This is a genomic window from Franzmannia qiaohouensis, assembly GCF_031451695.1.
GTDB lineage: Bacteria > Pseudomonadota > Gammaproteobacteria > Pseudomonadales > Halomonadaceae > Franzmannia > Franzmannia qiaohouensis.
Genome location: NZ_JARWAM010000028.1, coordinates 1 through 23,286, shown reverse-complemented (window position 1 = coordinate 23,286; position 23,286 = coordinate 1). Strand labels below are relative to the sequence as shown.

The following is a 23,286-nucleotide window of genomic DNA, read 5'->3' as shown; positions in this document are numbered from 1 at the left end:
CTTGGTTACCGGACACCGGCACAGGTGTTTTTGGGTGAATACTCAGGAGCCCTCAACACCGCAGGTGCTGCGCTTATTACTTGAATTCAGGGACTGCATGCTGATCACTCAGGAGAATGCAGACCAGTACAGCGCCCCCTTCGTTCTCGATCAGTAATTGGGAAACGCGCATCTTGTGCTCACAAAAACGCCCCCGGATGGGGGCGTTCTCTGAAATCATCATACACATAGTCAAGACATGTACCAATCAATCAATTCAGACTCTTCTGTGTTATAATAGAATGATATATCTCATATCAGAAATGCCGCCTCTCCTCAGAGAAATTGAGAGCATTTACTCCCATCAACCCAATATACTATCCGCTTCCTGCCGATAACTTCGCATGGTGTGTTGATTCCATATTTCGAAATGTTGGTCCATCGCTTGACGAGCCAGTTCACAACTACGAGCCCTGATAGCGCTGACAATTGCAACATGGGTATTATCAATCATGTAAGTTGCTGGCCATGGGCCAGCCCATGGAGCCAAGCCCGGCGAAAATGACGGTTTTCATCTTACAGCACCTCAGTAGATAATCAGTGCAGGCACAAAAGACACCAGGAGCAGCACAATGAGTGCCACCAGATAGAAAGGTATCAACTCCTTTACCACCGAACCGATCTTTTCCTTGGCAATGGCCGAGGATACGAAAAGTGTGGTGCCAATAGGAGGTGTAAACAGCCCGATACTCAGGTTGACGCACATCATAATGCCAAGCTGAACCAGATCCAGTCCGATTGCGTTGGCGATTGAGACCAGTGTTGGACCAAGGAGAAGAATAGCTGCCGGAAGATCCAAGAACATGCCGATAAACAGCAGCAGAATATTTATTGCGAGAATGATCAAGAGCGGATGCTGAAGATAGTCCACCGCCCAGTTGGCGATTGCCTGAGGTATACCCCCACTCGTTAGTATATAGCCGATAATATTGGCTGCAGCAATGATCAACATGACCACACCGGTAGTAATAACGGTGCTAGTCAGCGCTGCCATGATACGGGTTCCATTGAGGTCACGATAGATCAAGGCGCTCACCATAAGAGCATAGGCAACGGCGATGATGCTGACCTCGGTCGGTGTAGCGATGCCGGCCCGCAATAGCACTAGGATGAACACAGGCATCATCAATGCAGGCAACGCACTAAAGAATGTTGACCTCTTCTCTGCTCGAGTATAATGCATTGTAAGCCTAGGGAAACCACGTCTTTTTCCGATAAAATAACACGCCATCATCATTCCAGCAGCAAGTAACAGCGCAGGTATTACCGCAGCGATAAACAGTGAAGCAATGGAAGTACTCGAAACCACTGCAAAAAGGATTAGTGGAATGGAGGGCGGCATCAAGCCGGCGATGACGGAAGATGATGAAGTTACAGCTGCACTAAATGCTGCAGGATACCCTTCCTTCTTCTGCCAGGGAATTAGCATGGAACCAAGCGCCGAAGCTTCGGCTACCGAGGAGCCGGATACCCCACCAAACACGGTTGAACCAACCACAGAAACTTGCCCTAGGCCACCGTGGTATTTCCCGACAAGCATGGAAGCGAGGCCAACGAGTTTCTGACCCAGCTTACCGGACATCATCAGGCTTCCCGACAGAATGAAGAAGGGAATTGCCAACAGTGGAAAGCTCTGGGTTGGCTGGAAGATTTTCATCACTACCATGCTCGATGGAACAGGGCCAAATACCGAGAGCGCTGCCCAGCCACTGATGACCAGAGAATAGCCCACTGGCATGGCTAGTAGCATGAAGATGATGAAGCCCAGCAACATATGAACGGTCATAGCGCTTCCTCCCCCTGTGACACCTGGGATGTAGTGGGTTCTTCTCGGCCAGCCAGTAGCAGCCCAATGTTGAGCAAGGAGATAAGTGCTAGTGCTGCAAACCCGACCACCACCGACCAATAAGCCCAGGACATTGCAATCTTGGTAATAGGGAGACGCTGCCCCCCGGCGATATCGATCACAGTCAGGCCGCGATAAGCAATCATAGTGAAGGCGATCACTGCGAGAGCATTTATGGCGATGAGGATTAAGCGCCGCATGAACACAGGCAGGTTATCGACGATCAGATTGATCCCAATATGTTCATTTTTTGCCGCTGCGGCGACAATTGCGCTCACCGTCAGCCAGGGAAACATTAGATTGGGGACTTCGGTTACCCAGCCAAGATTTGTGGACAGCACGTACCTGACAATTACACCCGACATGAGCGAAAGGAACATGACGATAATGGCAAAAATAGCGATCCATTTTGCCAGCTGGTATATCACTGTCTTGGAGCTCAGTATCAGGGAGGTGACCGAAGTCACCTCACTGACCCGGCTCTCCTCGGAGAGCTTCATCATGACCTCCTCCCGGTCACTGAGCGTTACGCTGAGCGGCCTCGACGACCATATCTACCAGTTCCGGATATTGCTCACGCCAAGCGTCATATACAGAAGAGGTGGCTTCGATGAAGGACTGCTGGTCGACTTCATTAAACTCGACGCCAGCCTCGATCATTCTCCCTTTTAATTCTTCATCAGCCTCAAGTGATGCCTGACGGTTGAACTCGCCCGCCTCCAGCGCTGCCTCTTGTATCGCCTCCTGATGCTCGGGACTCAGGGAATCCCAGACCATCTTACTCATCATGACCAGCGTCGGCTCATACTTATGACCGGTCATCGAGATGTAATCCTGCACCTCATATAGCTTTGAAGAATAGATGTTCATCAAGGGATTCTCCTGACCATCAACGACACCTTGCTGAAGTGCGATGTAGAGCTCAGCAAAGTTCATGGGGGTCGCGCTCGCTCCCATGGCCTCGAAGATATCGACGGTCATTTCGTCCGGCGGAGTACGTATCATCATGCCCTTAAGGTCTTCAGGTGACTCGATCGGCTTCACGCTATTGCTGATATGGCGAATGCCATTATCCCAAAAGGCAAGCAGGACTAAGCCTTCTTCCTCGGCAAGTCTCTTGAGCTCTTCTCCGACTTCACCATCCATCACCCGCCACGCCGTTGGTAGCGAGTCGAACAGGAATGGGAGACCAAGAATAGCGAACTGAGGTACCACCGAAGAGGTAGCGCCTTGGGAGTTGGCACTCAAGGCCAAGGTCCCCAAACGCATCTGAGAGATGGCTTCCATGTCATCACCGTATTGAGCATTGCCGCCCACATCGACATTGATCTCACCATCAGTTGCTTCTTCAACCAACTGGGCAAAGAGTTCAGAGGCATCCCACTTGGGGTTGCCCTCGGCGGCATTATGGGCAAGCTGCAATGTCTGTTGGGCTAATGCCGAGGACGTCACGATAATTGAGCTGGCGACGACTACACTACTAATTAGTTTTTTCATGAGCAGTTACTCCACGATTTCATTGTCTTATCATTGTATTAAATCACGTGAATCAATGGTTTTTTTACTTTTCATCACCTCCTGAGTTGATATCTCATAGTGATCATGTAATGCTAGAAAGACACTGCAGCTTTCCATTTTCGGCGTATAAGTTGCCTATCCCCGACATAGAGGTGTTTTGACAACCATACTTTTCGACCTCACTTACTGAGACGTATATCGCCTCAGTAAGTGCGGCGAAATAGGTGCTCATATTTTCTTCAGGTGACCCTATCAATAATTCAATTCTGTGATGATGATCGATATTTTTGGAGAGAAATCGGTCAATCCATCGACATATTTCCAGTTGCTCTTCTCCCAAACTTCTGCTGGCTTGAGGATGCAGACTGCGCGTATAAACTTATGTGAATTTTCACGTCTTGTCCGTGGAGTGTCGCGAATCTCTCCTGTCTGTTACACCTGTCCTATAAGTGACTTCAGTATCTGCCGCACCAGGTTGCGGTGATTCTGGCAGAGTCTTCGTGCTTCCTCACAGTTCCCTGAAGTGAGCGCAGCGATGATGAGCCGGTGCTCACGCACCGAATTCTCCCGATCAACATGGATCGGACTGATAAAAGACAGTACTAACTTCATTCGACTTCTAACGGAGTGATAACTGTTAGCAATTAGTAAGTTTCCAGACATGTCGAAGATAGTCTGGTGAAAGAGCGCATCTAGCTCTGCCCATTTCCTCACCTGCTCACGCTCGAGGTTCTGCTCCATCTCGTCAACGAGTGATATGAGCTTGGCCTCGAGCTCGCCCCCATCAACTTCATTCTCAGAAACTCGCTCGGCTACCAGGTAACCCGCCATGCCATCCAGCGCTTCCACGAGTTCGTAGCCGCGGATGAGGTCTTCAATCGTAAAATCACGCACATAAGTACCAGAGCGGGGAATGATAACGACCAACTCATCCGACTCTAGCTTTTTGATGGCGTCACGCACCGGCGAGACACTCATCTCGAGTTCTGTGGCAATGCGGTGAATGTCAAGCGGTGTCGATGCTCGCAACTCTCCGCTGATGATGCGATCCCTAAGCGTGTTATACGCTTTTTCCGAAAAACTGCTCGCCATTTCCTCACCTCTTAATGTCCCACAGAATTCTTTACATAAGCTGGTTGTATATCTGAACGATATCAGCTTTCGAAAGAGGCGTGTAGTTGTTCACCAGAAGCCGTTGCTGGGTTTCGATGACCTTGTCGGCGTAGCGATCGACGTCCTCAGCAGCCATGCCGTATTCGCTCAACCGCCGCGTTGGCACGACCTTGGCCAGAAGTTCGTCCAGTGCATCGAAGGGCGTGCATCCCGGACCGCAGGGGCCCAGAATTTCCTCGATGAGCTGCGCAATATCTGCAATCTTTCCGGAGGGCTCCTTTCCGTAATAGGTTTTAAAGACGGGGGGGAGGAACAGTCTTGTTGCCTCTCCATGCGGCACATGATGTTCGCTTCCGAAATGCATTGCGATCGCGTGCACTCCACCGGCCAGGACGTTCGAGAGCGCGATCCCGGCCATGTTGCTCGCGGCGAGATAAGCTTTTGCATCTTCTTGGATCACGCTAGACCCAAGCTGCGTCATCCGAATGTATCCCTGCAGAAGCGACCGAACGGCCGCGAGGCAGAACACGTCGGTGTAGGCGTTCGCTCCCGGAGCAAGGTAGATCTCAAGCGCATGGACTAGTGCATCGGCCGATGATGTTGCGAAGACCTGGTAGGGGATTTTCGAGAGGAACTCATCGATCAGCACCGCGTGATCAGCGAAGCCCGCATTAAACCCCTTGCCCACTTTACTGCCAATCTCTGGGAAGTCGAAGACCGAGACGCAGGTTACTTCAGAACCTGTCCCGCAGGTCGTCGGAGAAAGTATCAGTCCAACCTTACGCCCGGGCTGTACATCTGAGGCAAATAGCGATGCAACGGAGTCGTTCGAATCGAGTGCCAGTACCTTGGCACAATCAAGGATTGAGCCGCCGCCGATCGCGATCAGCCTATCGAAATAGCGCGAGCGTACCTCGATCAACATTGCGTCGACGGTAGCAGCCGTGGGTTCGCCACCGCAGAAGTCGTCATAGAACAGCGTCTGCGCCTGTGTTTGTGAGAAGAACGTCTCGTAGAGGATTCGCTGAGTAAATATCAGGTCTCGCGGACCGACGGCATGCGCCTTCCCGAAGGCAGCGAATGTGTCGTAGCCGTGAATCATTGGGCGAATGGCAAACTGCATTGTCGTCATTCCTCCGTTGCGATGTGGAGATCAGGGATCTTGTCAAGCAGCTGCCCATAGATTGCCGTATCGTCCGGCACCGTGTGTTCAAGCGGTTCTGCAATCCTAGTCGTGTTATAGTAGTGCTTCTGGGTCACGTTCTCGGAAACCGAATTTCCGCCCCAGCTTCCACATCCGAGTGAGAAAGTCTTGGCAAGACCGTTCGACCAGCTACCAGAATTCGCGACACCATGAGGCTGACGAACGATGACCCTTGAAGTACGTGTCTCAAGTCCTAGCTTGAGAATGCGGTTGATGTCGTTGGAGTGGATCCCGCAGGAATGACCGGAACCCGAGTAATCGGTGATTTTGTTAACCAGCGCCACCGCCTCCTCGAAGCGCTCGTACTTGTAGCAAGTCAGCACCAGGCTTAACTTCTCGCCCGAGAAGGGGAAGTCAGGACCAGCGCCACTCTCTTCAACGACAATGAAGCTTCTGTCCGTCGGCAGCTCCATTTCGGCTAGCGTAGCAATTTCACCGACAGGCCGCGCGACGACCTTGCGGGACACGTGCCCATTCTCCCACATCACCGCCTGTAGCTTCTCCTTGTCTTCCATGGTCGCGATATAGGCGCCTTGTGCTTTCAGGGCGTTAAGGAAGTCATCGTAGATCGAAGCATGAACTATGATCGAGTTTTCCGCCGAACAACCCGATGCATTGTCGCCAGTCTTGCCTATACTAATTTTGGCCGCAGTTTCTTCGAGATTGACGGTTTCGTCGATGATGACTGCGGCATTGCCCACACCCACGCCATAGGCTGGTCGGCCCGAGGAATAGGCTGCCTTGACCATGTCGCTAGAACCGGTTGCCATTGTCAGGTCGCATTGAGCCATCAGCTCACCTGCAAGAGCTTTCGACGGCGTATCGATGCACTGTACAAGGTCTTCCGGCGCATCAAGGGACCGCAGGATAGCGCGGATGACATTGACAACGAACTGGGTCGTAGTCTTGCTTACCGGATGCGGAGCGCAGATCACCGCGTTGCGGGCACGGATTCCCAGGACCGACTTGAATATAGGGGTTGCTTCGCAATTTGTGCTCGGCACAAGGGCGGCGATGACTCCGAAAGGCTTTGCGATGGTTGTGATGCCGCTTTCCTCATCGCGGTCGATAACGCCGACGGTCTTTTCATTGCGGATGTCGTGGAAAATAGCTGGCATCTTCTGGGTCAGTTTGGCGCGCTTGCTTTCGACCAGGCCCATCTTGGTCTCTTCATATGCCATCTCGGCGACCCGGGTCGCAAGGTCCGGGCGCGACAGATGGAAAACGACAGCTGCAGCAATGAGATCAACCTGCTCCTGGCTGTAGCCGTCTAGGATCGCCTGCGCCTTTCTCGCCTTCATAACAAGCTCGGCAACATGGTTTCGCGTGCTGGTATTGGTCATTGTATTCCTTCCGCCATGGCAACTGTCACATCCTGTGTTGTATTCTGTGACATATCAGCTAGAATGTCAATTGAAATTACATTGACGCCACCAGAGGCGAGTTCGGCCACCCCGCAGGCCCCCTTGAAAGGCCCGAGCCAGCGGGGGTCGTGTCTGAACCCACTGAAGTGGGGATTATCAAGGAAGGAGAGCTTGGTTACCGAATACGACGTCTGTGGACATATCGGGGAGCCCAGCGCAGCGTCTTACCCGAACCACCCTGTCGGGCGAAAGCCCTGCGGGGATAGCAACTTCGTCATCATCGCAGGCAACAGTGACAACAATTTTAAACACCAATGGACAGGTGATAGATAATCGAGCGTCCTGAGCTATCCGAGGGTGCATGACGCGGATCTAACGATGGCCGTAGCCAAACTTTCCGAGTCGCTAGATGATAGAAATCATCATGGTACCTTCTTACTCACATCTCACCGCTCCAGGCGTCATCGCTAAGTTGAACCGTGCGCTAGGACGAGTAGGAGGTGGTGACCTGGAGCGAGGCAAGCATACTCGACAGCTCTTTGATGGGATTTCCTTCAATTCCTGGACACAATCCACGTTGGAATAAACGGACTCCAGCTAACTAACATTGAGAGAAAAACATTATGCAAGGCAACAATAAGAAGATCTTCATTCAGGAGGTTGTTACACGAGATGGCTTCCAGAATGAGCGCGATTTTGTAGATACTGATAAGAAAATAGAACTTATTAATCAGCTGTCTCAGTGTGGTTATTCTAAGATTGAGGTAACCTCGTTCACATCACCAAAAGCGATTCCAGCACTGCGCGACGCTGAACAAGTCATGATGGGTATTACTCGTCATTCTAGCATCGAGTATACGGTGCTGGTGCCGAACATGCGTGGTGCTGAGCGCGCACTTTCCTGTGATGCCGATGAGGCTAACCTCGTCATGTCGACCAGCGAGAGCCATAACCTCTCAAATCTGAAGATGACACGTGAAGCGTCATTTCATGCTCTGAGCGAAGTAATCAAGGAGGTACAATCGACCCGCACCGCGATCAATGTCTCGCTCTCAACTGCTTTCGGCTGTCCCATGGAAGGTGACATATCGCTCGAGACGGTGCTCTCATGGGCAGAGCGCTTCGTAGAGCAAGGAGCGCGTGGCATTACCCTCTGTGACACCACCGGCATGGCTTATCCCACGCAGGTCGCCGAGGTAGTGGCCAAATTCAAGGAGCGCTTTGGAGACCTTCAGCTCACTGTGCACTTGCATAACACTCGAGGCATGGCATTGAGCAATGCCCTGGCGGCTATTGAGGCTGGTGCCAACCGTTTTGACAGCTCCCTCGGTGGACTCGGTGGCTGCCCCTACGCTCCCGGCGCCACTGGTAATGTCTCTACCGAGGATCTCGTACACATGCTGGAGCTGATGGGCTATCGCACCGGCATTGACCTTGAACAGATCCTCAAAGCCTCTGCGCAACTGCCAGCTCTAGTGCATCACGATGTACCAAGTCAGATTCTTAAGGCTGGGCGTCGTCTCGACCTTCATGATGTACCAAATTCTGTCAAGGAACACCTTGGTAAATAAAGGTGCCCGACTTGCGAGTGCTAGGACAATGCTAGTACTCATTGCCGCAACGAGGTCAATTTATGAAGATCGTTTTTCTCGACAGTGAAACCGTGCCGAAAGACATTCCTCTTCCAGCCTGGACGGAGCGCTGCGAAAACCTGACACTTGCTCCGAACGATAGTACTGTGGAGGGCGTGGCCGAGTCCGTGATCTCAGCGATCTACGCTCTACGTAGTCAACTCATTCCCTACTCGAAATCGAGCTATGACCGTTGGTCGGAGTCATCTTTTTTCTGCGTGCACCTTGCTCCCATCCACGATGTCAAGGGTGCCATCCTGGGGATCGTGGGAAAAGGAGATATCGGCAAACGCGTAGGGCAGCTCGCCGAAGCAGTTGGTATGAAGGTCATCTTCGCTGAGCGCAAGGGCGCGGATAAGGTGAGAAGCGGCTATATGGCCTTCGAGGCTGTCCTGCGACAGAGTGATATGCTGTCACTCCACTGCCCTGCCGTTCCGGGTTCCATCAACCTGATAGGTAACCGCGAGTTGCCGCTGATGAAAGAGGGGGCCTGCCTCATCAACACCGCTCGTGGGACTCTGGTGGATGCTAAGGCGGTGCTAGCATCCCTGAACGAGGGACACTTGGGCGGTGCTGCTCTGGACGTGCTGGAGTCCGAGCCTCCCTCAGAAGATCACCCTCTGATTTGCAATCGTCACCCAAGGCTTATCATCACTCCTCATGTGGCCTGGGCGAGCATGAATAGTGTAGATTGCTTGATTGATCGAGTGCTTGAGAATCTCGACGGCTTCTACCATGGAGAACCAGTCAATCTTGTATAAGTACTTTTTTTAAGTGGCTCCCGAAATTCGGACTAGGCGTTAAGCTCTGATCCTTCCGTCAGGAAGCCTGACCAACCTTGGAGACCGCCGCCCGGGACGCCGCCATCAAGCCCAACTCCGGTCCCGCCGCACTAGTGCTGTAACGCCAGTGGCTGCCACACCAGGCGCACCAAGCCAAAGCTGCCCCATAGCCAGTGCGGTGGTAAACGGCTGGCCACCACCCTTTGCGAGTGATCAGTCGACCGACTTCCAGTGCTGCAGTAGATGTTCGTGGAGTCGCACGCCACAGATGCCGATCAATTCCACCAGGGTAGAGCGTGGAATCTCCACGCCGGCGCGGGCATAGATCTGTGCCTGACACTAGAGCGGCTGATGGGCGGCATACTTGGCGATCACCACCTGGGCCAACGCCGAAGATCCACTTATCGACCAGATTGGCGTTCAAGGCATGCTCTAATACGATGCCGGCCACCTGATCCAAATCTGCCAGGAATAAGTAGGGCCGCGGCCAGATGATGGCCACCGCCCCTTATCTTGCTCCGCCTTACTCCGACGTTTATTTCTCCGCCACGCTATCAGTTTCCTGGCGATAGCTGCGCAGGGTCTGCTGATTCCAGGTCTCGAAATGTTGATCCATCGCCTGACGGGCCCGCGTACGGTTACGAGTCTTTACCGCGTCGACGATGGCGATATGGGTCTTATTCGTCTTTTCCTGGGCTACCGATGATTGCCGTGCTAGTACGCGGCGCTGATGAAGCACCTTCTTCAACACCGATGACAGCCCCTGAAAGATAATCAGAATAGCAGGGTTTTTGGCCATAATGGCCAGTTGTTCATGGAAATCGTAATCCGCTTGAAGACCTTCCATCACATCCGTTGAGTTAACGATCTTATTACAGAGCACCTCCAATCTTTCCAACTCCGAATCGAGATGATTGACAGCAGCAGCCTGGACAATCTCCCGCTCAAACATTTCACGAGCGGTTTCAAGATGATCCACTGAGATGTAATTAAGCTTTAGCGCCAACTCAAAATACAACTGAATAAAGACAGGCTCAGGCATCTTTAAAAAGGTACCACTCCCCTGCTTCCGCTCTATAAACCCCAGGCTCTGAAGAACCGAAAGAACGTTTCTTACCGACGTTCTATGCATATCAAAATGCTCGCATAGAGCTCTCTCAGGAGGCAGCTTCAAACGACCGTCTCTGGACAAATCAGAGATGGAAACGAAATCCTTCAGCCTATCCAAAATACTCGGATCAATAGCACTCATAAATTCACCTAATGCTGCCCCATGACGAGATGATCCATTTCTTGATGAACCTTCTCCCAGGACAGCATAGCATTAATCAATGGATATGCATGCCACCATTAACGTCAATCGTAGCTCCCGTAATATAATCGGAAAGATCAGACGCCAAGAACAGGAAAGTCTTGGCAACGTCCTCAGGAGTTCCCAGGCGATGTAGAGGAATGCCTTCCAGAATTTTTCCTTTCAGGGCATCATCTAGTTTACCACCAGTGATATCGGTGGCGATCAAGCCGGGAGTGACGGAATTGACACGCACACCGAAGCTACCAAGCTCTCTCGCCATCGCCTTACCAAGGCCGAGCATGCCGGCCTTGGCCGCACTGTAATGAGGCCCGCCAAAGATCCCACCACCACGCTGGGCAGATACAGAGGAAGTATTTGCGATAGAGCCTGAGAGCTGTTTTTTCATCTGCGGAATCACTGCTTGAGACATATATAACATGCCTCGCAGGTTGACGTCGAGAATGCGATCATAGTCATCCGGTTGAATCTCTTCGAACTTAACCGGCTGCGTAACACCTGCATTGTTCACCAGCACATCAATTCGGCCAAACTTCTCAAGCACAAAACTAGCTACCTGCTCACAATCATCCTTGCTAATCACATTAGCAACAAGAACCAGAGAGCGACTCTGATCGAACATGGCGCGAGCCTCGTCGCAGGCTTCTTGGTTAATATCTGTGATAACAATCGATGCGCCATGCTCATAGAACAGCTTGGCAGTGCGAAGACCTATACCATTGATGCCGGCCGCTCCAGTAACAATGCAAACTTTATCTTCTAGTAACTTCTTCATGGTATTTACACCTCCAGTTTGATGTCTTGAATACGACGAATCGAACGTACAATGCCTTCTTCTATCTCTTTCATCGGCACAGCTGCCTCCAGCCTCCAGGGCTGAGCATCCCGGTCACGGCGCAGACGGAACGGAAGCTCCAGGGAAAAAGGAATACTTTCTTTCATAAGCTTTCTTATCAGCGGAACTTCATTAACATCTCCCTCACCAAGAGGGGTAAAAGCAATACCATCATCACGTTTTTTACAGGATTTAATATGGAAATGATCCACCCAGGGAAGAGCCACTAGAGCGTCCCTCAGGGGGTCAATATCTGGACAATGAGACAACAGATTTCCCACATCGAAGTTGATACCGAATTCCGGCGTTGCTAGCGCTTCCAGCAACGGGGACAGATGCCGCGAGTGATCGATCAGATTCGCCACGCGGTTACCCGGGTTCTCCAGCAGAATACGTATTCCATAATGCCGAGCTATGGCGGCCAGCTCTTTGGCCTGGGCCAAGAAGGTGTTACTGGAAGCGATGCTGGCGGCATTGGTAATGACATAGGAAGCTCCCAGGGAAGACGCAAAGCGGCAGCGTGCCTCGAGACGCCGACAAGCATTGGATTCTCCTAGGTCAATATGGCCGGAGAAATAGCGGCATTCCTGACCATTGCGCCGCATCTCCTCCTTTAGCTCTAGGCCATAGGCAACTGTCAAGTCGTCATCACAAAAGGCTTCAACATAGCCCTCGATGAAGGCAATCTCTACCTGTGTCACCCCGCAACGTGCCAGCGAGGGGAAAATCGCATCGAAGCCATAACCATCGTAAGACGCTGTGCTTACCGATATATAGTTGGTTGATGTGTCACTACTCATGACCCGCTCCATCTATCACATTCCATTCAGCAATCGATAGGTACGTATCAACTGGCTATCATCGAGCTTGCCCTCACCTCTCTCCGAAGAAGCCACGAAAAGTTGATAGGAAGCATTCGCAAGCGGAGTATAAGCCCGGGACTGCTTGGCGGATTCACAGACAATACCAAGATCCTTGCAGAAGATATCGACCACACTGGTGATCTCGTCCGGCGGCAGAATCATACGTGGCCCCCGATCCTTGAGCATCCAGCTGGATGCAGCGGAAGCACCCAGCATCTCGACCATGGTTTCAAGATCGAGCCCATTCTTTTCGGCCAGGGATAAGGCTTCCGCAGCTGCGGCAATATGGACGCCGCACAGTAGTTGGTTTACCGACTTGAAGGCCGATCCCTGTCCGGGCTGATCACCTGCAGGGAAGATGGCACCACCCAGCACCTCGAAGACGTCACGGCAGGCAGTCAGAGCAGCGGGAATACCGGCAGCCATGATAGTAAGTGAGCCCTGCTGGGCTCCGACGACACCACCGGACACAGGTGCATCGACAAAATGCAGATCCACACGAACATCTCTGATCTCATGGCTGATTTTCGCTGAATCAGCTGGAGAAATGGTGGACATCTGCACAATACAAGCACCTGGCTTTAGCTTCTCGATCATGCCCTGTTCGAACAACAGACTGCGAACTTGCTGGGCGTTGACAACCATGATCAACAGACCGTCGACAGTGGGCAGGGAGGGATTCACCTCGCCTCCTGTACCAGTACGACGCTGGAATTCCTGGACTTTCTCGGCATCTACATCATAGGGCACCACCTTGATGCCTGCATCGTGTAAGTTGCTGGCCATGGGCCAGCCCATGGAGCCAAGCCCGGCGAAAATGACGGTTTTCATCTTACAACACCTCAGTAGATAATCAGTGCAGGCACAAAAGACACCAGGAGCAGCACAATGAGTGCCACCAGATAGAAAGGTATCAACTCCTTTACCACCGAACCGATCTTTTCCTTGGCAATGGCCGAGGATACGAAAAGTGTGGTGCCAATAGGAGGTGTAAACAGCCCGATACTCAGGTTGACGCACATCATAATGCCAAGCTGAACCAGATCCAGTCCGATTGCGTTGGCGATTGAGACCAGTGTTGGACCAAGGAGAAGAATAGCTGCCGGAAGATCCAAGAACATGCCGATAAACAGCAGCAGAATATTTATTGCGAGAATGATCAAGAGCGGATGCTGAAGATAGTCCACCGCCCAGTTGGCGATTGCCTGAGGTATACCCCCACTCGTTAGTATATAGCCGATAATATTGGCTGCAGCAATGATCAACATGACCACACCGGTAGTAATAACGGTGCTAGTCAGCGCTGCCATGATACGGGTTCCATTGAGGTCACGATAGATCAAGGCGCTCACCATAAGAGCATAGGCAACGGCGATGATGCTGACCTCGGTCGGTGTAGCGATGCCGGCCCGCAATAGCACTAGGATGAACACAGGCATCATCAATGCAGGCAACGCACTAAAGAATGTTGACCTCTTCTCTGCTCGAGTATAATGCATTGTAAGCCTAGGGAAACCACGTCTTTTTCCGATAAAATAACACGCCATCATCATTCCAGCAGCAAGTAACAGCGCAGGTATTACCGCAGCGATAAACAGTGAAGCAATGGAAGTACTCGAAACCACTGCAAAAAGGATTAGTGGAATGGAGGGCGGCATCAAGCCGGCGATGACGGAAGATGATGAAGTTACAGCTGCACTAAATGCTGCAGGATACCCTTCCTTCTTCTGCCAGGGAATTAGCATGGAACCAAGCGCCGAAGCTTCGGCTACCGAGGAGCCGGATACCCCACCAAACACGGTTGAACCAACCACAGAAACTTGCCCTAGGCCACCGTGGTATTTCCCGACAAGCATGGAAGCGAGGCCAACGAGTTTCTGACCCAGCTTACCGGACATCATCAGGCTTCCCGACAGAATGAAGAAGGGAATTGCCAACAGTGGAAAGCTCTGGGTTGGCTGGAAGATTTTCATCACTACCATGCTCGATGGAACAGGGCCAAATACCGAGAGCGCTGCCCAGCCACTGATGACCAGAGAATAGCCCACTGGCATGGCTAGTAGCATGAAGATGATGAAGCCCAGCAACATATGAACGGTCATAGCGCTTCCTCCCCCTGTGACACCTGGGATGTAGTGGGTTCTTCTCGGCCAGCCAGTAGCAGCCCAATGTTGAGCAAGGAGATAAGTGCTAGTGCTGCAAACCCGACCACCACCGACCAATAAGCCCAGGACATTGCAATCTTGGTAATAGGGAGACGCTGCCCCCCGGCGATATCGATCACAGTCAGGCCGCGATAAGCAATCATAGTGAAGGCGATCACTGCGAGAGCATTTATGGCGATGAGGATTAAGCGCCGCATGAACACAGGCAGGTTATCGACGATCAGATTGATCCCAATATGTTCATTTTTTGCCGCTGCGGCGACAATTGCGCTCACCGTCAGCCAGGGAAACATTAGATTGGGGACTTCGGTTACCCAGCCAAGATTTGTGGACAGCACGTACCTGACAATTACACCCGACATGAGCGAAAGGAACATGACGATAATGGCAAAAATAGCGATCCATTTTGCCAGCTGGTATATCACTGTCTTGGAGCTCAGCATCAGGGAGGTGACCGAAGTCACCTCACTGACCCGGCTCTCCTCGGAGAGCTTCATCACGACGTCCTCCTTCTCAACGAGCGTCGTTCTGGACTGCATTAATAACCATATCAACCAGATCTGGATATTGCTCACGCCAAGCGTCATATACAGAAGAGGTGGCTTCGATGAATGGCGCTGTGTCCACATCATTGAACTCGATACCAGCCTCAATCATTCTCCCTTTCAACTCCTCGTCGGCCGCAAGAGATGCTTGACGATTGAACTCGCCCGCCTCCAGCGCTGCCTCTTGTATCGCCCCCTGATGCTCGGGACTCAGGGAATCCCAGACCATCTTACTCATTAAAATTGGCGTCGACTCGTACTTGTGGCCGGTCATCGAGATATAGTCTTGGACTTCGTGTAGCTTGGATGAATAGATGTTCATCAAAGGATTCTCCTGACCATCAACGACACCTTGCTGAAGTGCGATATAAAGTTCAGAAAAATTCATTGGTGTTGGGTTGGCTCCTAAAGCCTCGAAAATATCGACCGTCATTTCATCCGGCGGTGTACGGATCTGCATACCCCTGAGGTCTTCCGGTGTTTCTATTGGCTTAACACTATTGCTAACATGCCGAATACCATTATCCCAGAGTGCTAAAAGCACCAAGCCATTGTTCTCTGCCAAGGCTTTGAGTTCGTCACCGACTTCTCCGTCCATGACGCGCCATGCTTCCGGCAGCGAATCGAATAGAAATGGCAGTCCAAGAACCGAGAACTGCGGCACCACAGAAGAGGTAGCGCCTTGAGAGTTGGCACTCAGCGCTAAGGTGCCCATACGCATCTGGGTCAAGGCTTCCATGTCGTCACCATACTGGGCGTTACCGCCCACATCGACCTTGATCTCTCCTCCGGTTGTTTCTTCAACTAGTTGGGCGAACAGCTCCGAGGCTTCCCACTTGGGGTTGCCCTCGGCGGCATTATGGGCAAGCTGCAAGGTCTGTGCAGATAAAGCCGATGAGGCGACCACCATAGACCCGGCGACAAAGATACTGCTGAGAATATTTCTCATGGCTAGCTACTCCGAATTGAATATTGTTGTTTCGATCTCTTTTAATCTGAAAGGGATTCTTCTACTTTTTTCACCACCTCCTGAGTTGAAATGCCATATCGGTCGTGGAGCGTGGGCAGCGCCCCCGCATCCAAGAACTCGTCTGGCAAGCCGATCTGTTGGAACCTTGCTGGAACACCATTTCTCATAAGTAATGAGGCAACACTTTCCCCCAATCCACCGACCACAGAATGGTTTTCCGCCACAAATACCGGTTTTCCGTTATGACGTCGAACTTCCGCAAGGATTGCTTCTTCATCCAACGGCTTGATCGTCGGGCAGTGAAGTACCGTTACCGAAGTTCCCTTCTCTTGCAACTGATCGGAAGCTTCCACTGATCGCATTGTCATAAGTCCAGAAGAAATGATCAGCGCATCGCCACCCTTGATCAAACGCTTCGCCTTGCCGATCTCGAAATAATAATCATCAAAGCGATCCAGCACCTTGGGCACCTTTCCACGTAACAGGCGCATGTAAACAGGGCCATCATAGTCAACCATCGCCTGTACGGACTGCTGGATATCGATAGCATCGCAGGGATCGATGATCGTGAGATTCGGCATTCCACGGAAAATAGCGACATCTTCGGTAGCCTGATGGCTTGGCCCATATCCAGTTGTCAGGCCTGGCAAGGCACAGACGATCTTGACGTTGAGTTTTTCCTCTGCAATAGCCATTGCGATGAAGTCATAGGCACGACGTGACGCAAATACGCTGTAGGTGGTGACAAAGGGAATGAAGCCTTCCCTGGCCATACCAGCACCGGCGCTCATCAGTAGCTGTTCGGCCATACCCATCTGATAGAAACGATCCGGATATGCATTACCGAAGATATGCAAATCGGTGTACTTTGCCAGGTCTGCCGACATACCTACGATCTTGTCATTTTCTGCCGCCGCTTCGACTAAAGCATGTCCAAATGGCGCTGCCATTGTTGGCTGCCCTTCCCCCGCGATCGAGGCAATCATTGCCGAAGTCTTCAATTTCTTCTTGTCCGTCACTTCACGTCTCCTCACTTGATCCCATAAACATCGTCTAGCTGCTTCAACGCAAGACTCCACTCGTCTTCATCCACACGGATGAAGTGAGTCTTCTCACGGGTTTCCAGCAGCGGAACACCTCGGCCCATCAAGGTGTCGCAGATGATCACGCGAGGTTTGTCAGACTGGCTGCTGACAGCAGAATCGAAAGCCCGGACCAACTCTTCCAGATCATTGCCATTGACCCGCCATGTCTCCCAGCCAAAAGCAGTCCATCTGTCGGCAATTGGTTCGTAGTTGAGAACTTTCGACGATCTCTCGTCTGCCTGCTGGTCATTGACATCCACGATCGCAATCAGATTATTCAACTTCCAGTGTGAGGCAGATGCTGCCGCTTCCCAGGTGGAGCCCTCGTTCAGCTCACCATCGGAAAGCAGATTGTAGATATAAGAGTCGCTACCCTTGCGCTTTAGCCCGAGCGCCATGCCGACACCTATCCCCAGGCCATGGCCCAGAGAGCCACCGGTGATTTCCATCCCCGGTGTATAGGTCGCCATTCCGGACATGGGCAGAATACTGTCATCGCTACCGTAATTCTCGATCTCGCTTTCCAAGACGATGCCCGCCTCGATCAGCGCCGCATAGAGTGCGATGGCGTAGTGACCAATAGATAACAGAAAGCGATCCCGGCCTTCCCATTCAGGGTCATCTGCACGGAACTTGAGATGGCGGAAATATGCCACTGCCAGCACGTCGGCCACCCCAAGTGCCTGGCCGACATAACCTTGGCCCTGCACCTCCCCCATCAGTAGTGCATTACGGCGGATGCGGTATGCATGCTGCCTTAGCTTCTGGACCTCCTCAGCCCCGGCAATCGATAATGAAGCGCTCATTGGCAACTCCCTATAATTGGTTGACCAATTAAGGCTAGCCCCATGTGGACAAGATAGATACCCAACTTTAGTCTACGATTGTTTTTTTATTAAACCATTGTTTTTTAAGTAATTAATTATGCTTATCGACAAGAAGAGGCCTCCGAAATAACATTTGCTCACCACTCGGAATATATTGACCAATTTATCGGGCAGACGAAAATCAATGAGAGTACGACCACAGCACCAGTACAGTGACGAGCGATAACAGCTAGCTCCTCTGCCTATGCTCAGTGGACAGAGGAATGCTGGTGGAGGGTTTTCTCGGCGGGAAAGAAGGGCTTGTGCTTCAGGGGTTTCTTCGCCTCAGCGGGTGGCTTCGTCGAGGCGGATGATGGTGTGTGCATTGGTGGCGCTAGTGGCCAGGGTATTGACGACCCCGGTGCGCAATGCGCCGAGAATCCCCACCGCCTTGGTGTTCTCGCTGGCGATGGCGATGACATCGGGGATTCTGGACAGGTCACCAACCCCCAGACCGATGACCCGCCCCTGCATCGGGGTCGCCGACGGCTGTCCATGAATATCGATGAAGTGGCAGCCCATCATGTCGCCCACCGTCCCCGACAACCTCGCCTCGGCGATCTCTTGAGGCGAAAACCAGCCCATACGCACCATATTACTGTCTTCACTCATGTCGCCGACGCCGATCAGGGCGACATCGGCACGCCGGGCCCGATCCAGGGCCTGCCGCACCGTAGGGTTTTCGTAGAGCTCATCACGCAGGGCGGCATTCTGCACCAATGCCGGGGCATAGAGCGTCTCGCTCTCGCCACCGAACTTGCTCGCCAGGCGCCGGCAGATATGGTCGGGGTTCATGTACTCCCCCGCCCGCAGGGAGCCGCCAATAGCGCAGACGAAGGACACATTGCGCCGCTCGGCAGCGAAGACATTATCGGCCACGGCGCCCACATTGCGCCCCATGCCAACGGCAACGATGCCGCCTTCCGTCAGGCTCCGGGATAGATGATCGGCCACCAGGCTGGCCACCGCTGAACGCTGTGCATCGCCATCGCTACGATCCAGAGCAATCAACGCGCGTCCAATCCCAAAACGGCGCTTGAGCTCCTGTTCGATCTCGGCACTGACCGCCGGATGCTGACGCACCCTGACATCCACGATGCCCTCCGCCTGGGCTCGCTTGAGCAAGCGTCCGACCCGCACCCGGGAGAGCCCCAGACGGTTGGCGATAATCTCCTGCGTCTCCCCCTGTACGTAATAGAGAGTAGCGATCTCGGTCATCAGATCGATATCTGCGACGTCCTGGCGATGATTCATCCTGTTCTTCCCGGTACTTTTCATGGCGGACACTAGCATACCTTATATACGCAAGATTCCCGCCAATCGGCAGGAACCTCGACTTTTTTCCGCAAAACCGAGCAGCGCCTTATTCACAGCGCTCCAGGACGGGCATTAGGGCACGAACAATGATAGCAAGTGATATGGCACCGGCATCTGGTGTTCCCAAGCTCTTTTCGGCCAAGGGGCGCGCACGCCCCACCCGGGGTAGCAAGTCCGCCGTTGCATCTGCGGCCTCCTGGGCTCTGTGGGAGGCTCTTTCCCAGGCGGCACTAATACTCTCGCCCGCAGCTACAGACTTTGACAAACACTCGGAAAAGGGCACCAACACGTCTACCAGTGTTTTGTCGCCAGGCTTGGCCTTGCCAAAGTTCATGACATTATCGCTGGCAGCGGCCACACCAGTGGCCAAGCGTTCGGCAGACAGCGAATGTTCGTCACCCAGGGCCTCACCGATGGAGGTCAAGATGACACCCCAGATTGCGCCGGAGGTCCCCCCCGCCCGATCGGACCAACACTCAGCCGCCCGACGCAGCACCGTTTCGGCACCTGCTCCACTGGCCAGCGCCTCCCTCGCAGCCTCCAGGCAGGCTTTGCTACCACGCTGCATGCCGATGCCATGATCGCCATCACCCGCCACCGCGTCGATTCGCCCTAGTTCCGTAGCATTTTCTTTAACCGTGGCAACCAACACCTCCAGCGCTGCCACAACCCTGGCGGCTAGCTCTTTGGAAGCTTTGCTGGCCGGTGGAATCCCAAGCTGGGCGACCGACTCCACTTCGGCAGGGTCGATGGCCTCCGCGGGCCGCACGCTACCCTTGCGATAGGCCGGAGCATCCGCGGGTGCCATCCAGTAGCGCGCTATCTCATCGTCAAGCCACAATAGGGTCAGAGACACGCCTGCCATGTCCAGGCTGGTCACCAGCTCTCCCACCTCCGGCTCGACAATCCGTAGCCCCGCTTCACGCAGCAGTTCATCCACCCGGCGGTAGACCACGAAAAGCTCTTCATACTTGATGGTGCCGAGCCCATTGAGTATTGGCACCACGCGAGCGCCATGTGGCTCAATGCCCTCCGGAACCTCTTCGAGCAGGCGACTCACCAGCATATCGGCAAGGCCATCGGCGGTAGGCACATCCTCCTCACGGATCCCAGGCTCGCCATGGATGCCGAGGCCAACCGCCATCTTGCCGGCGGGCACATGGAAGAGTGCATCGTCGGCACCGGGCAGGGTGCAGCCATCGAAGGCTACGCCAAAGGAACGGGTGCGGCGATTGGTCTCCCGGGCTACTGCCACCACCGCATCGAGGGTCGCACCCGCTTCCGCCGCTGCAGCCGCCGCCTTGAATACTGTCAAGTCACCAGCAATGCCACGACGCTTGTCGAACTCGACCAGAGATGCGCTGGCCACATCATCGGTAATGGTGACTATCTCGCAGGGAATCCCCTCAGCAATCAGCCGCTCCCGGGCCTGCCCGAAATGCAGCACGTCACCAGCATAGTTGCCGAAACTCAGCAGTACGCCACCACCGTTATCCGCCGCCTTGGCTACGGAATAGACCTGCTGGGCCGACGGAGAGGTAAACAGGTTCCCCATGACCGCACCATGGGCAAGGCCCTGCCCCACCAAGCCAGCGAAGGCCGGGTAATGACCACTGCCCCCGCCGATCACCACCGCGACGGTACCGGTCTCACTCCGGGTACTGCGCACCACACCACCTGGAACGGCCATCAGCTTGTCACGATGAGCAGCCACCAGCCCCAGGCGGGCCTCGTCGGGAAAATCACTGGGATCATTGAACAAACGTGTCATGGAAACATGCCCCTAAATTGAGGTGGGCCGGCGCCCTACCGGCTCACCCTGGTTATTCTCGATAGATGAGGCTCAGCGCTTGTCCGCCCCGAGACGCGCCTCATATTCAGAGATCTTGGCCAACTTCTGGGCCGAGGGGCCTCCAGGGAAGAACTGCCCCAGGAAAGTAGACACGATCTCCTTGGCCAGCTCCGGCCCCACAACCCTGGCACCCAGCGTCACGATTTGCGCGTCATTGCTGGTGCGTGCCTTGCCAGCAGAATAGGTGTCATGGGCTTGGGCGGCGCGAACACCGGGCACCTTGTTGGCCGAGATGGCCACCCCGATACCGGTACCGCACACCAGCACGCCACGATCGAAGCGTCCCTCCTTGATCGCCGTGGCAACCGCGAAGGCCACATCGGGGTAGAGGATCGGCTCGGCATTGTAGGTACCGAAGTCCTCGACCTCGTAACCCAGCTCACGCATATGCGCGATAAGAATTTCCTTGAGGTCGTAGGCGGCTTCATCGCCACCGATAGCGACGGTCAGGGAAGGGATGGCATCAGGCATGGTGATCTCCTTGAGGATAGTGTTGGCGCCTGATCCCACAGATGGCACCAAGCGATACGCCTCAAGCTAGCATCATATGAACATAAGTAAACCATATGATCATAAGAACAGAGCGATGCACCCAGGCTCAACCGGAAAGATCACTCATCAGAACGGCCATACCCTGCTGATATTCAATGGAATTCTCTTTTTCGGCCATAAAGCACAGGCGGTAATTCAACTTTAGTTGAATGTCCATATGCTCGACATCTGCGCATATGTGACCAATACTCTCTTCATCAAATCGATCATCCGTTCACACCTTGAGCACGTATTCCAGGAGGCCTTATGTCCCGTCTTGACGCCCTGCGCCAGCACTCCCTCGTGGTCGCCGATACCGGTGACCTCGACGCCATCAAGCGCTACCAGCCCCAGGACGCGACCACCAATCCATCTCTGATTCTCAAAGCCTTCGAGTTGCCCGGCTATCAGGAGCTCATCGATGACGTACTAAGCGAGACGCGGAACGAAGGGACCGATCTCGTCGACCGTGCCAAGCGAAGCGTGGATCGCTTGGCGGTCGCCATGGGCAGCGAGATCGCTAGCGTGGTGCCCGGCCGCGTATCCACCGAGGTAGCGGCGCGACTCTCCTTCGATACTCAGGCCAGCATCCGCAAGGCCCACGAGCTGATCGAGCTCTATGATCGCCGCGGCGTGGGGCGCGATCGCGTGCTGATCAAGCTGGCCTCGACCTGGGAGGGCATTCGCGCCGCCGAGGTGCTGGAAAAGGAGGGCATCAACTGCAACCTGACCCTGCTGTTCAGTGATGCCCAGGCCCAGGCGTGTTTTGATGCCGGCGTTTTCCTGGTCTCGCCGTTCGTGGGTCGCGTGACCGACTGGTACAAAAAGGAGACTGGGCGCGACTATGCCCCGCAGGAGGATCCAGGTGTGGCCTTCGTCCGTGGCGTCTGCGAGCGGGTCAACCAGGGCGGCTACGACACCGTGGTGATGGGCGCGAGCTTCCGCACCGTCGAGCAAGTGCTGGCACTGGCCGGTTGCCCACGGCTGACCATCTCACCGGCGCTGCTCGAGGCGCTGGCTGCTGCCGATGGCGACGTCGCCCCACGGATCACCCTAAGCCAAGACGGCACCTCGCGCCGCCAGCCGCTTAACGAGGCCGAGTTCCGCTGGGGCCATAATCAGGATGCCATGGCCAACGACAAGCTGGCCGAGGGCATCCGTCGCTTTGCCGAGGATCAGCACAAGCTCGAGGCCCTGATCGCCGATCGCTTGGCAACGCGCTGAACCACTGGCCACCAGCCCGCACCACAATCAACCACTGGGACCCACTATGCCGACTCGTTTTACACTGGCCAATGCCATTCGCGCGCTCTCCATGGATGCCGTACAGCAGGCCAAGTCCGGCCACCCCGGCGCCCCCATGGGCATGGCCGATATCGCCGAAGTGCTGTGGAACGATCACCTGAGCCACAACCCGGCCAACCCGCACTGGGCCAACCGCGACCGCT

The 23,286-nt window shown here is 53.8% G+C and carries 22 protein-coding genes; 4 read left to right on the top strand and 18 right to left on the bottom strand.

The genetic code is table 11. From position 1 onward, the window contains the following. Positions 1–565: 565 nt before the first annotated feature. The 6 genes from QC821_RS21000 to QC821_RS20975 form a co-directional block, all read right to left on the bottom strand. Positions 566–1,825, bottom strand: coding sequence for a TRAP transporter large permease (locus QC821_RS21000; protein ID WP_309725339.1), 1,260 nt, complete (start codon positions 1,823–1,825; stop codon positions 566–568). Beyond that, positions 1,822–2,388, bottom strand: coding sequence for a TRAP transporter small permease (locus tag QC821_RS20995; protein ID WP_309725362.1), 567 nt, complete (start codon positions 2,386–2,388; stop codon positions 1,822–1,824). The genes QC821_RS21000 and QC821_RS20995 overlap by 4 nt, the downstream gene beginning before the upstream one ends. Before the next feature lie 13 nt (positions 2,389–2,401). Then, the gene (locus QC821_RS20990) at positions 2,402–3,382 is read right to left on the bottom strand and encodes a TRAP transporter substrate-binding protein (protein ID WP_309725360.1); all 981 of its coding nucleotides are present in this window, start codon (positions 3,380–3,382) and stop codon (positions 2,402–2,404) included. A 453-nt stretch (positions 3,383–3,835) separates the two neighbouring features. Next, on the bottom strand, positions 3,836–4,495 hold the full coding sequence (locus QC821_RS20985; protein ID WP_309725358.1) for a GntR family transcriptional regulator: 660 nt from the start codon (positions 4,493–4,495) through the stop codon (positions 3,836–3,838). Between the two features lie 31 nt (positions 4,496–4,526). Then, positions 4,527–5,639, bottom strand: a complete 1,113-nt coding sequence (locus tag QC821_RS20980) for an iron-containing alcohol dehydrogenase (RefSeq protein ID WP_309725356.1) — start codon at positions 5,637–5,639, stop codon at positions 4,527–4,529. A 5-nt stretch (positions 5,640–5,644) separates the two neighbouring features. After that, on the bottom strand, positions 5,645–7,063 hold the full coding sequence (locus tag QC821_RS20975; protein WP_309725353.1) for an aldehyde dehydrogenase family protein: 1,419 nt from the start codon (positions 7,061–7,063) through the stop codon (positions 5,645–5,647). Positions 7,064–7,707: 644 nt separating this feature from the next. On the opposite strand from QC821_RS20975, the gene QC821_RS20970 reads away from it, so the two are divergent. Both QC821_RS20970 and QC821_RS20965 read left to right on the top strand, forming a co-directional pair. Further along, on the top strand, positions 7,708–8,655 hold the full coding sequence (locus tag QC821_RS20970; protein WP_309725351.1) for a hydroxymethylglutaryl-CoA lyase: 948 nt from the start codon (positions 7,708–7,710) through the stop codon (positions 8,653–8,655). A 62-nt stretch (positions 8,656–8,717) separates the two neighbouring features. Beyond that, positions 8,718–9,476, top strand: a complete 759-nt coding sequence (locus tag QC821_RS20965) for an NAD(P)-dependent oxidoreductase (RefSeq protein ID WP_309725349.1) — start codon at positions 8,718–8,720, stop codon at positions 9,474–9,476. 556 nt (positions 9,477–10,032) lie between these two features. Here QC821_RS20965 and QC821_RS20955 read toward each other — a convergent pair. The 12 genes from QC821_RS20955 to QC821_RS20900 all read right to left on the bottom strand — a co-directional run bounded on the left by QC821_RS20955 (position 10,033) and on the right by QC821_RS20900 (position 21,778). Next, complete coding sequence (locus tag QC821_RS20955) at positions 10,033–10,749, bottom strand: FadR/GntR family transcriptional regulator (protein ID WP_309725346.1); 717 nt, start codon at positions 10,747–10,749, stop codon at positions 10,033–10,035. 76 nt (positions 10,750–10,825) lie between these two features. After that, positions 10,826–11,584, bottom strand: a complete 759-nt coding sequence (locus QC821_RS20950) for an SDR family NAD(P)-dependent oxidoreductase (RefSeq protein WP_309725345.1) — start codon at positions 11,582–11,584, stop codon at positions 10,826–10,828. Positions 11,585–11,589: 5 nt separating this feature from the next. After that, positions 11,590–12,444, bottom strand: coding sequence for a sugar phosphate isomerase/epimerase family protein (locus tag QC821_RS20945; RefSeq protein WP_309725343.1), 855 nt, complete (start codon positions 12,442–12,444; stop codon positions 11,590–11,592). A 15-nt stretch (positions 12,445–12,459) separates the two neighbouring features. After that, a complete protein-coding gene (locus QC821_RS20940) occupies positions 12,460–13,338 on the bottom strand; it encodes an NAD(P)-dependent oxidoreductase (protein ID WP_309725341.1) in 879 nt (292 codons plus the stop codon). Between the two features lie 11 nt (positions 13,339–13,349). Then, positions 13,350–14,609 carry a TRAP transporter large permease gene (locus QC821_RS20935; RefSeq protein WP_309725339.1) on the bottom strand — a complete coding sequence of 420 codons (1,260 nt, stop codon included), beginning with the start codon at positions 14,607–14,609 and terminating at the stop codon, positions 13,350–13,352. Continuing rightward, on the bottom strand, positions 14,606–15,169 hold the full coding sequence (locus tag QC821_RS20930; protein WP_309725366.1) for a TRAP transporter small permease: 564 nt from the start codon (positions 15,167–15,169) through the stop codon (positions 14,606–14,608). The genes QC821_RS20935 and QC821_RS20930 overlap by 4 nt, the downstream gene beginning before the upstream one ends. A 16-nt stretch (positions 15,170–15,185) precedes the next feature. Next, positions 15,186–16,166: a TRAP transporter substrate-binding protein gene (locus QC821_RS20925; protein WP_309725337.1), complete on the bottom strand. Its 981-nt coding sequence runs from the start codon at positions 16,164–16,166 to the stop codon at positions 15,186–15,188. 41 nt (positions 16,167–16,207) lie between these two features. Further along, positions 16,208–17,206: a transketolase family protein gene (locus tag QC821_RS20920; protein ID WP_309725335.1), complete on the bottom strand. Its 999-nt coding sequence runs from the start codon at positions 17,204–17,206 to the stop codon at positions 16,208–16,210. An 11-nt stretch (positions 17,207–17,217) separates the two neighbouring features. After that, positions 17,218–18,078 (bottom strand): transketolase, encoded by an 861-nt coding sequence (locus QC821_RS20915; protein WP_309725334.1) that lies wholly within the window; start codon positions 18,076–18,078, stop codon positions 17,218–17,220. A 345-nt stretch (positions 18,079–18,423) separates the two neighbouring features. Continuing rightward, on the bottom strand, positions 18,424–19,392 hold the full coding sequence (locus QC821_RS20910; RefSeq protein WP_309725331.1) for a sugar-binding transcriptional regulator: 969 nt from the start codon (positions 19,390–19,392) through the stop codon (positions 18,424–18,426). A 109-nt stretch (positions 19,393–19,501) separates the two neighbouring features. Next, a complete protein-coding gene (locus QC821_RS20905) occupies positions 19,502–21,226 on the bottom strand; it encodes a dihydroxyacetone kinase family protein (RefSeq protein WP_309725329.1) in 1,725 nt (574 codons plus the stop codon). A gap of 72 nt (positions 21,227–21,298) precedes the next feature. Next, on the bottom strand, positions 21,299–21,778 hold the full coding sequence (locus tag QC821_RS20900; RefSeq protein WP_309725327.1) for an RpiB/LacA/LacB family sugar-phosphate isomerase: 480 nt from the start codon (positions 21,776–21,778) through the stop codon (positions 21,299–21,301). 327 nt (positions 21,779–22,105) lie between these two features. Here QC821_RS20900 and tal point away from each other — a divergent pair, with 327 nt between their 5' ends. Further along, positions 22,106–23,062 carry a transaldolase gene (gene tal, locus QC821_RS20895; protein WP_309725325.1) on the top strand — a complete coding sequence of 319 codons (957 nt, stop codon included), beginning with the start codon at positions 22,106–22,108 and terminating at the stop codon, positions 23,060–23,062. Positions 23,063–23,108: 46 nt separating this feature from the next. Next, a partial coding sequence (locus QC821_RS20890; protein ID WP_309725364.1) for a hypothetical protein occupies positions 23,109–23,286 on the top strand: 178 nt, incomplete at its 3' end.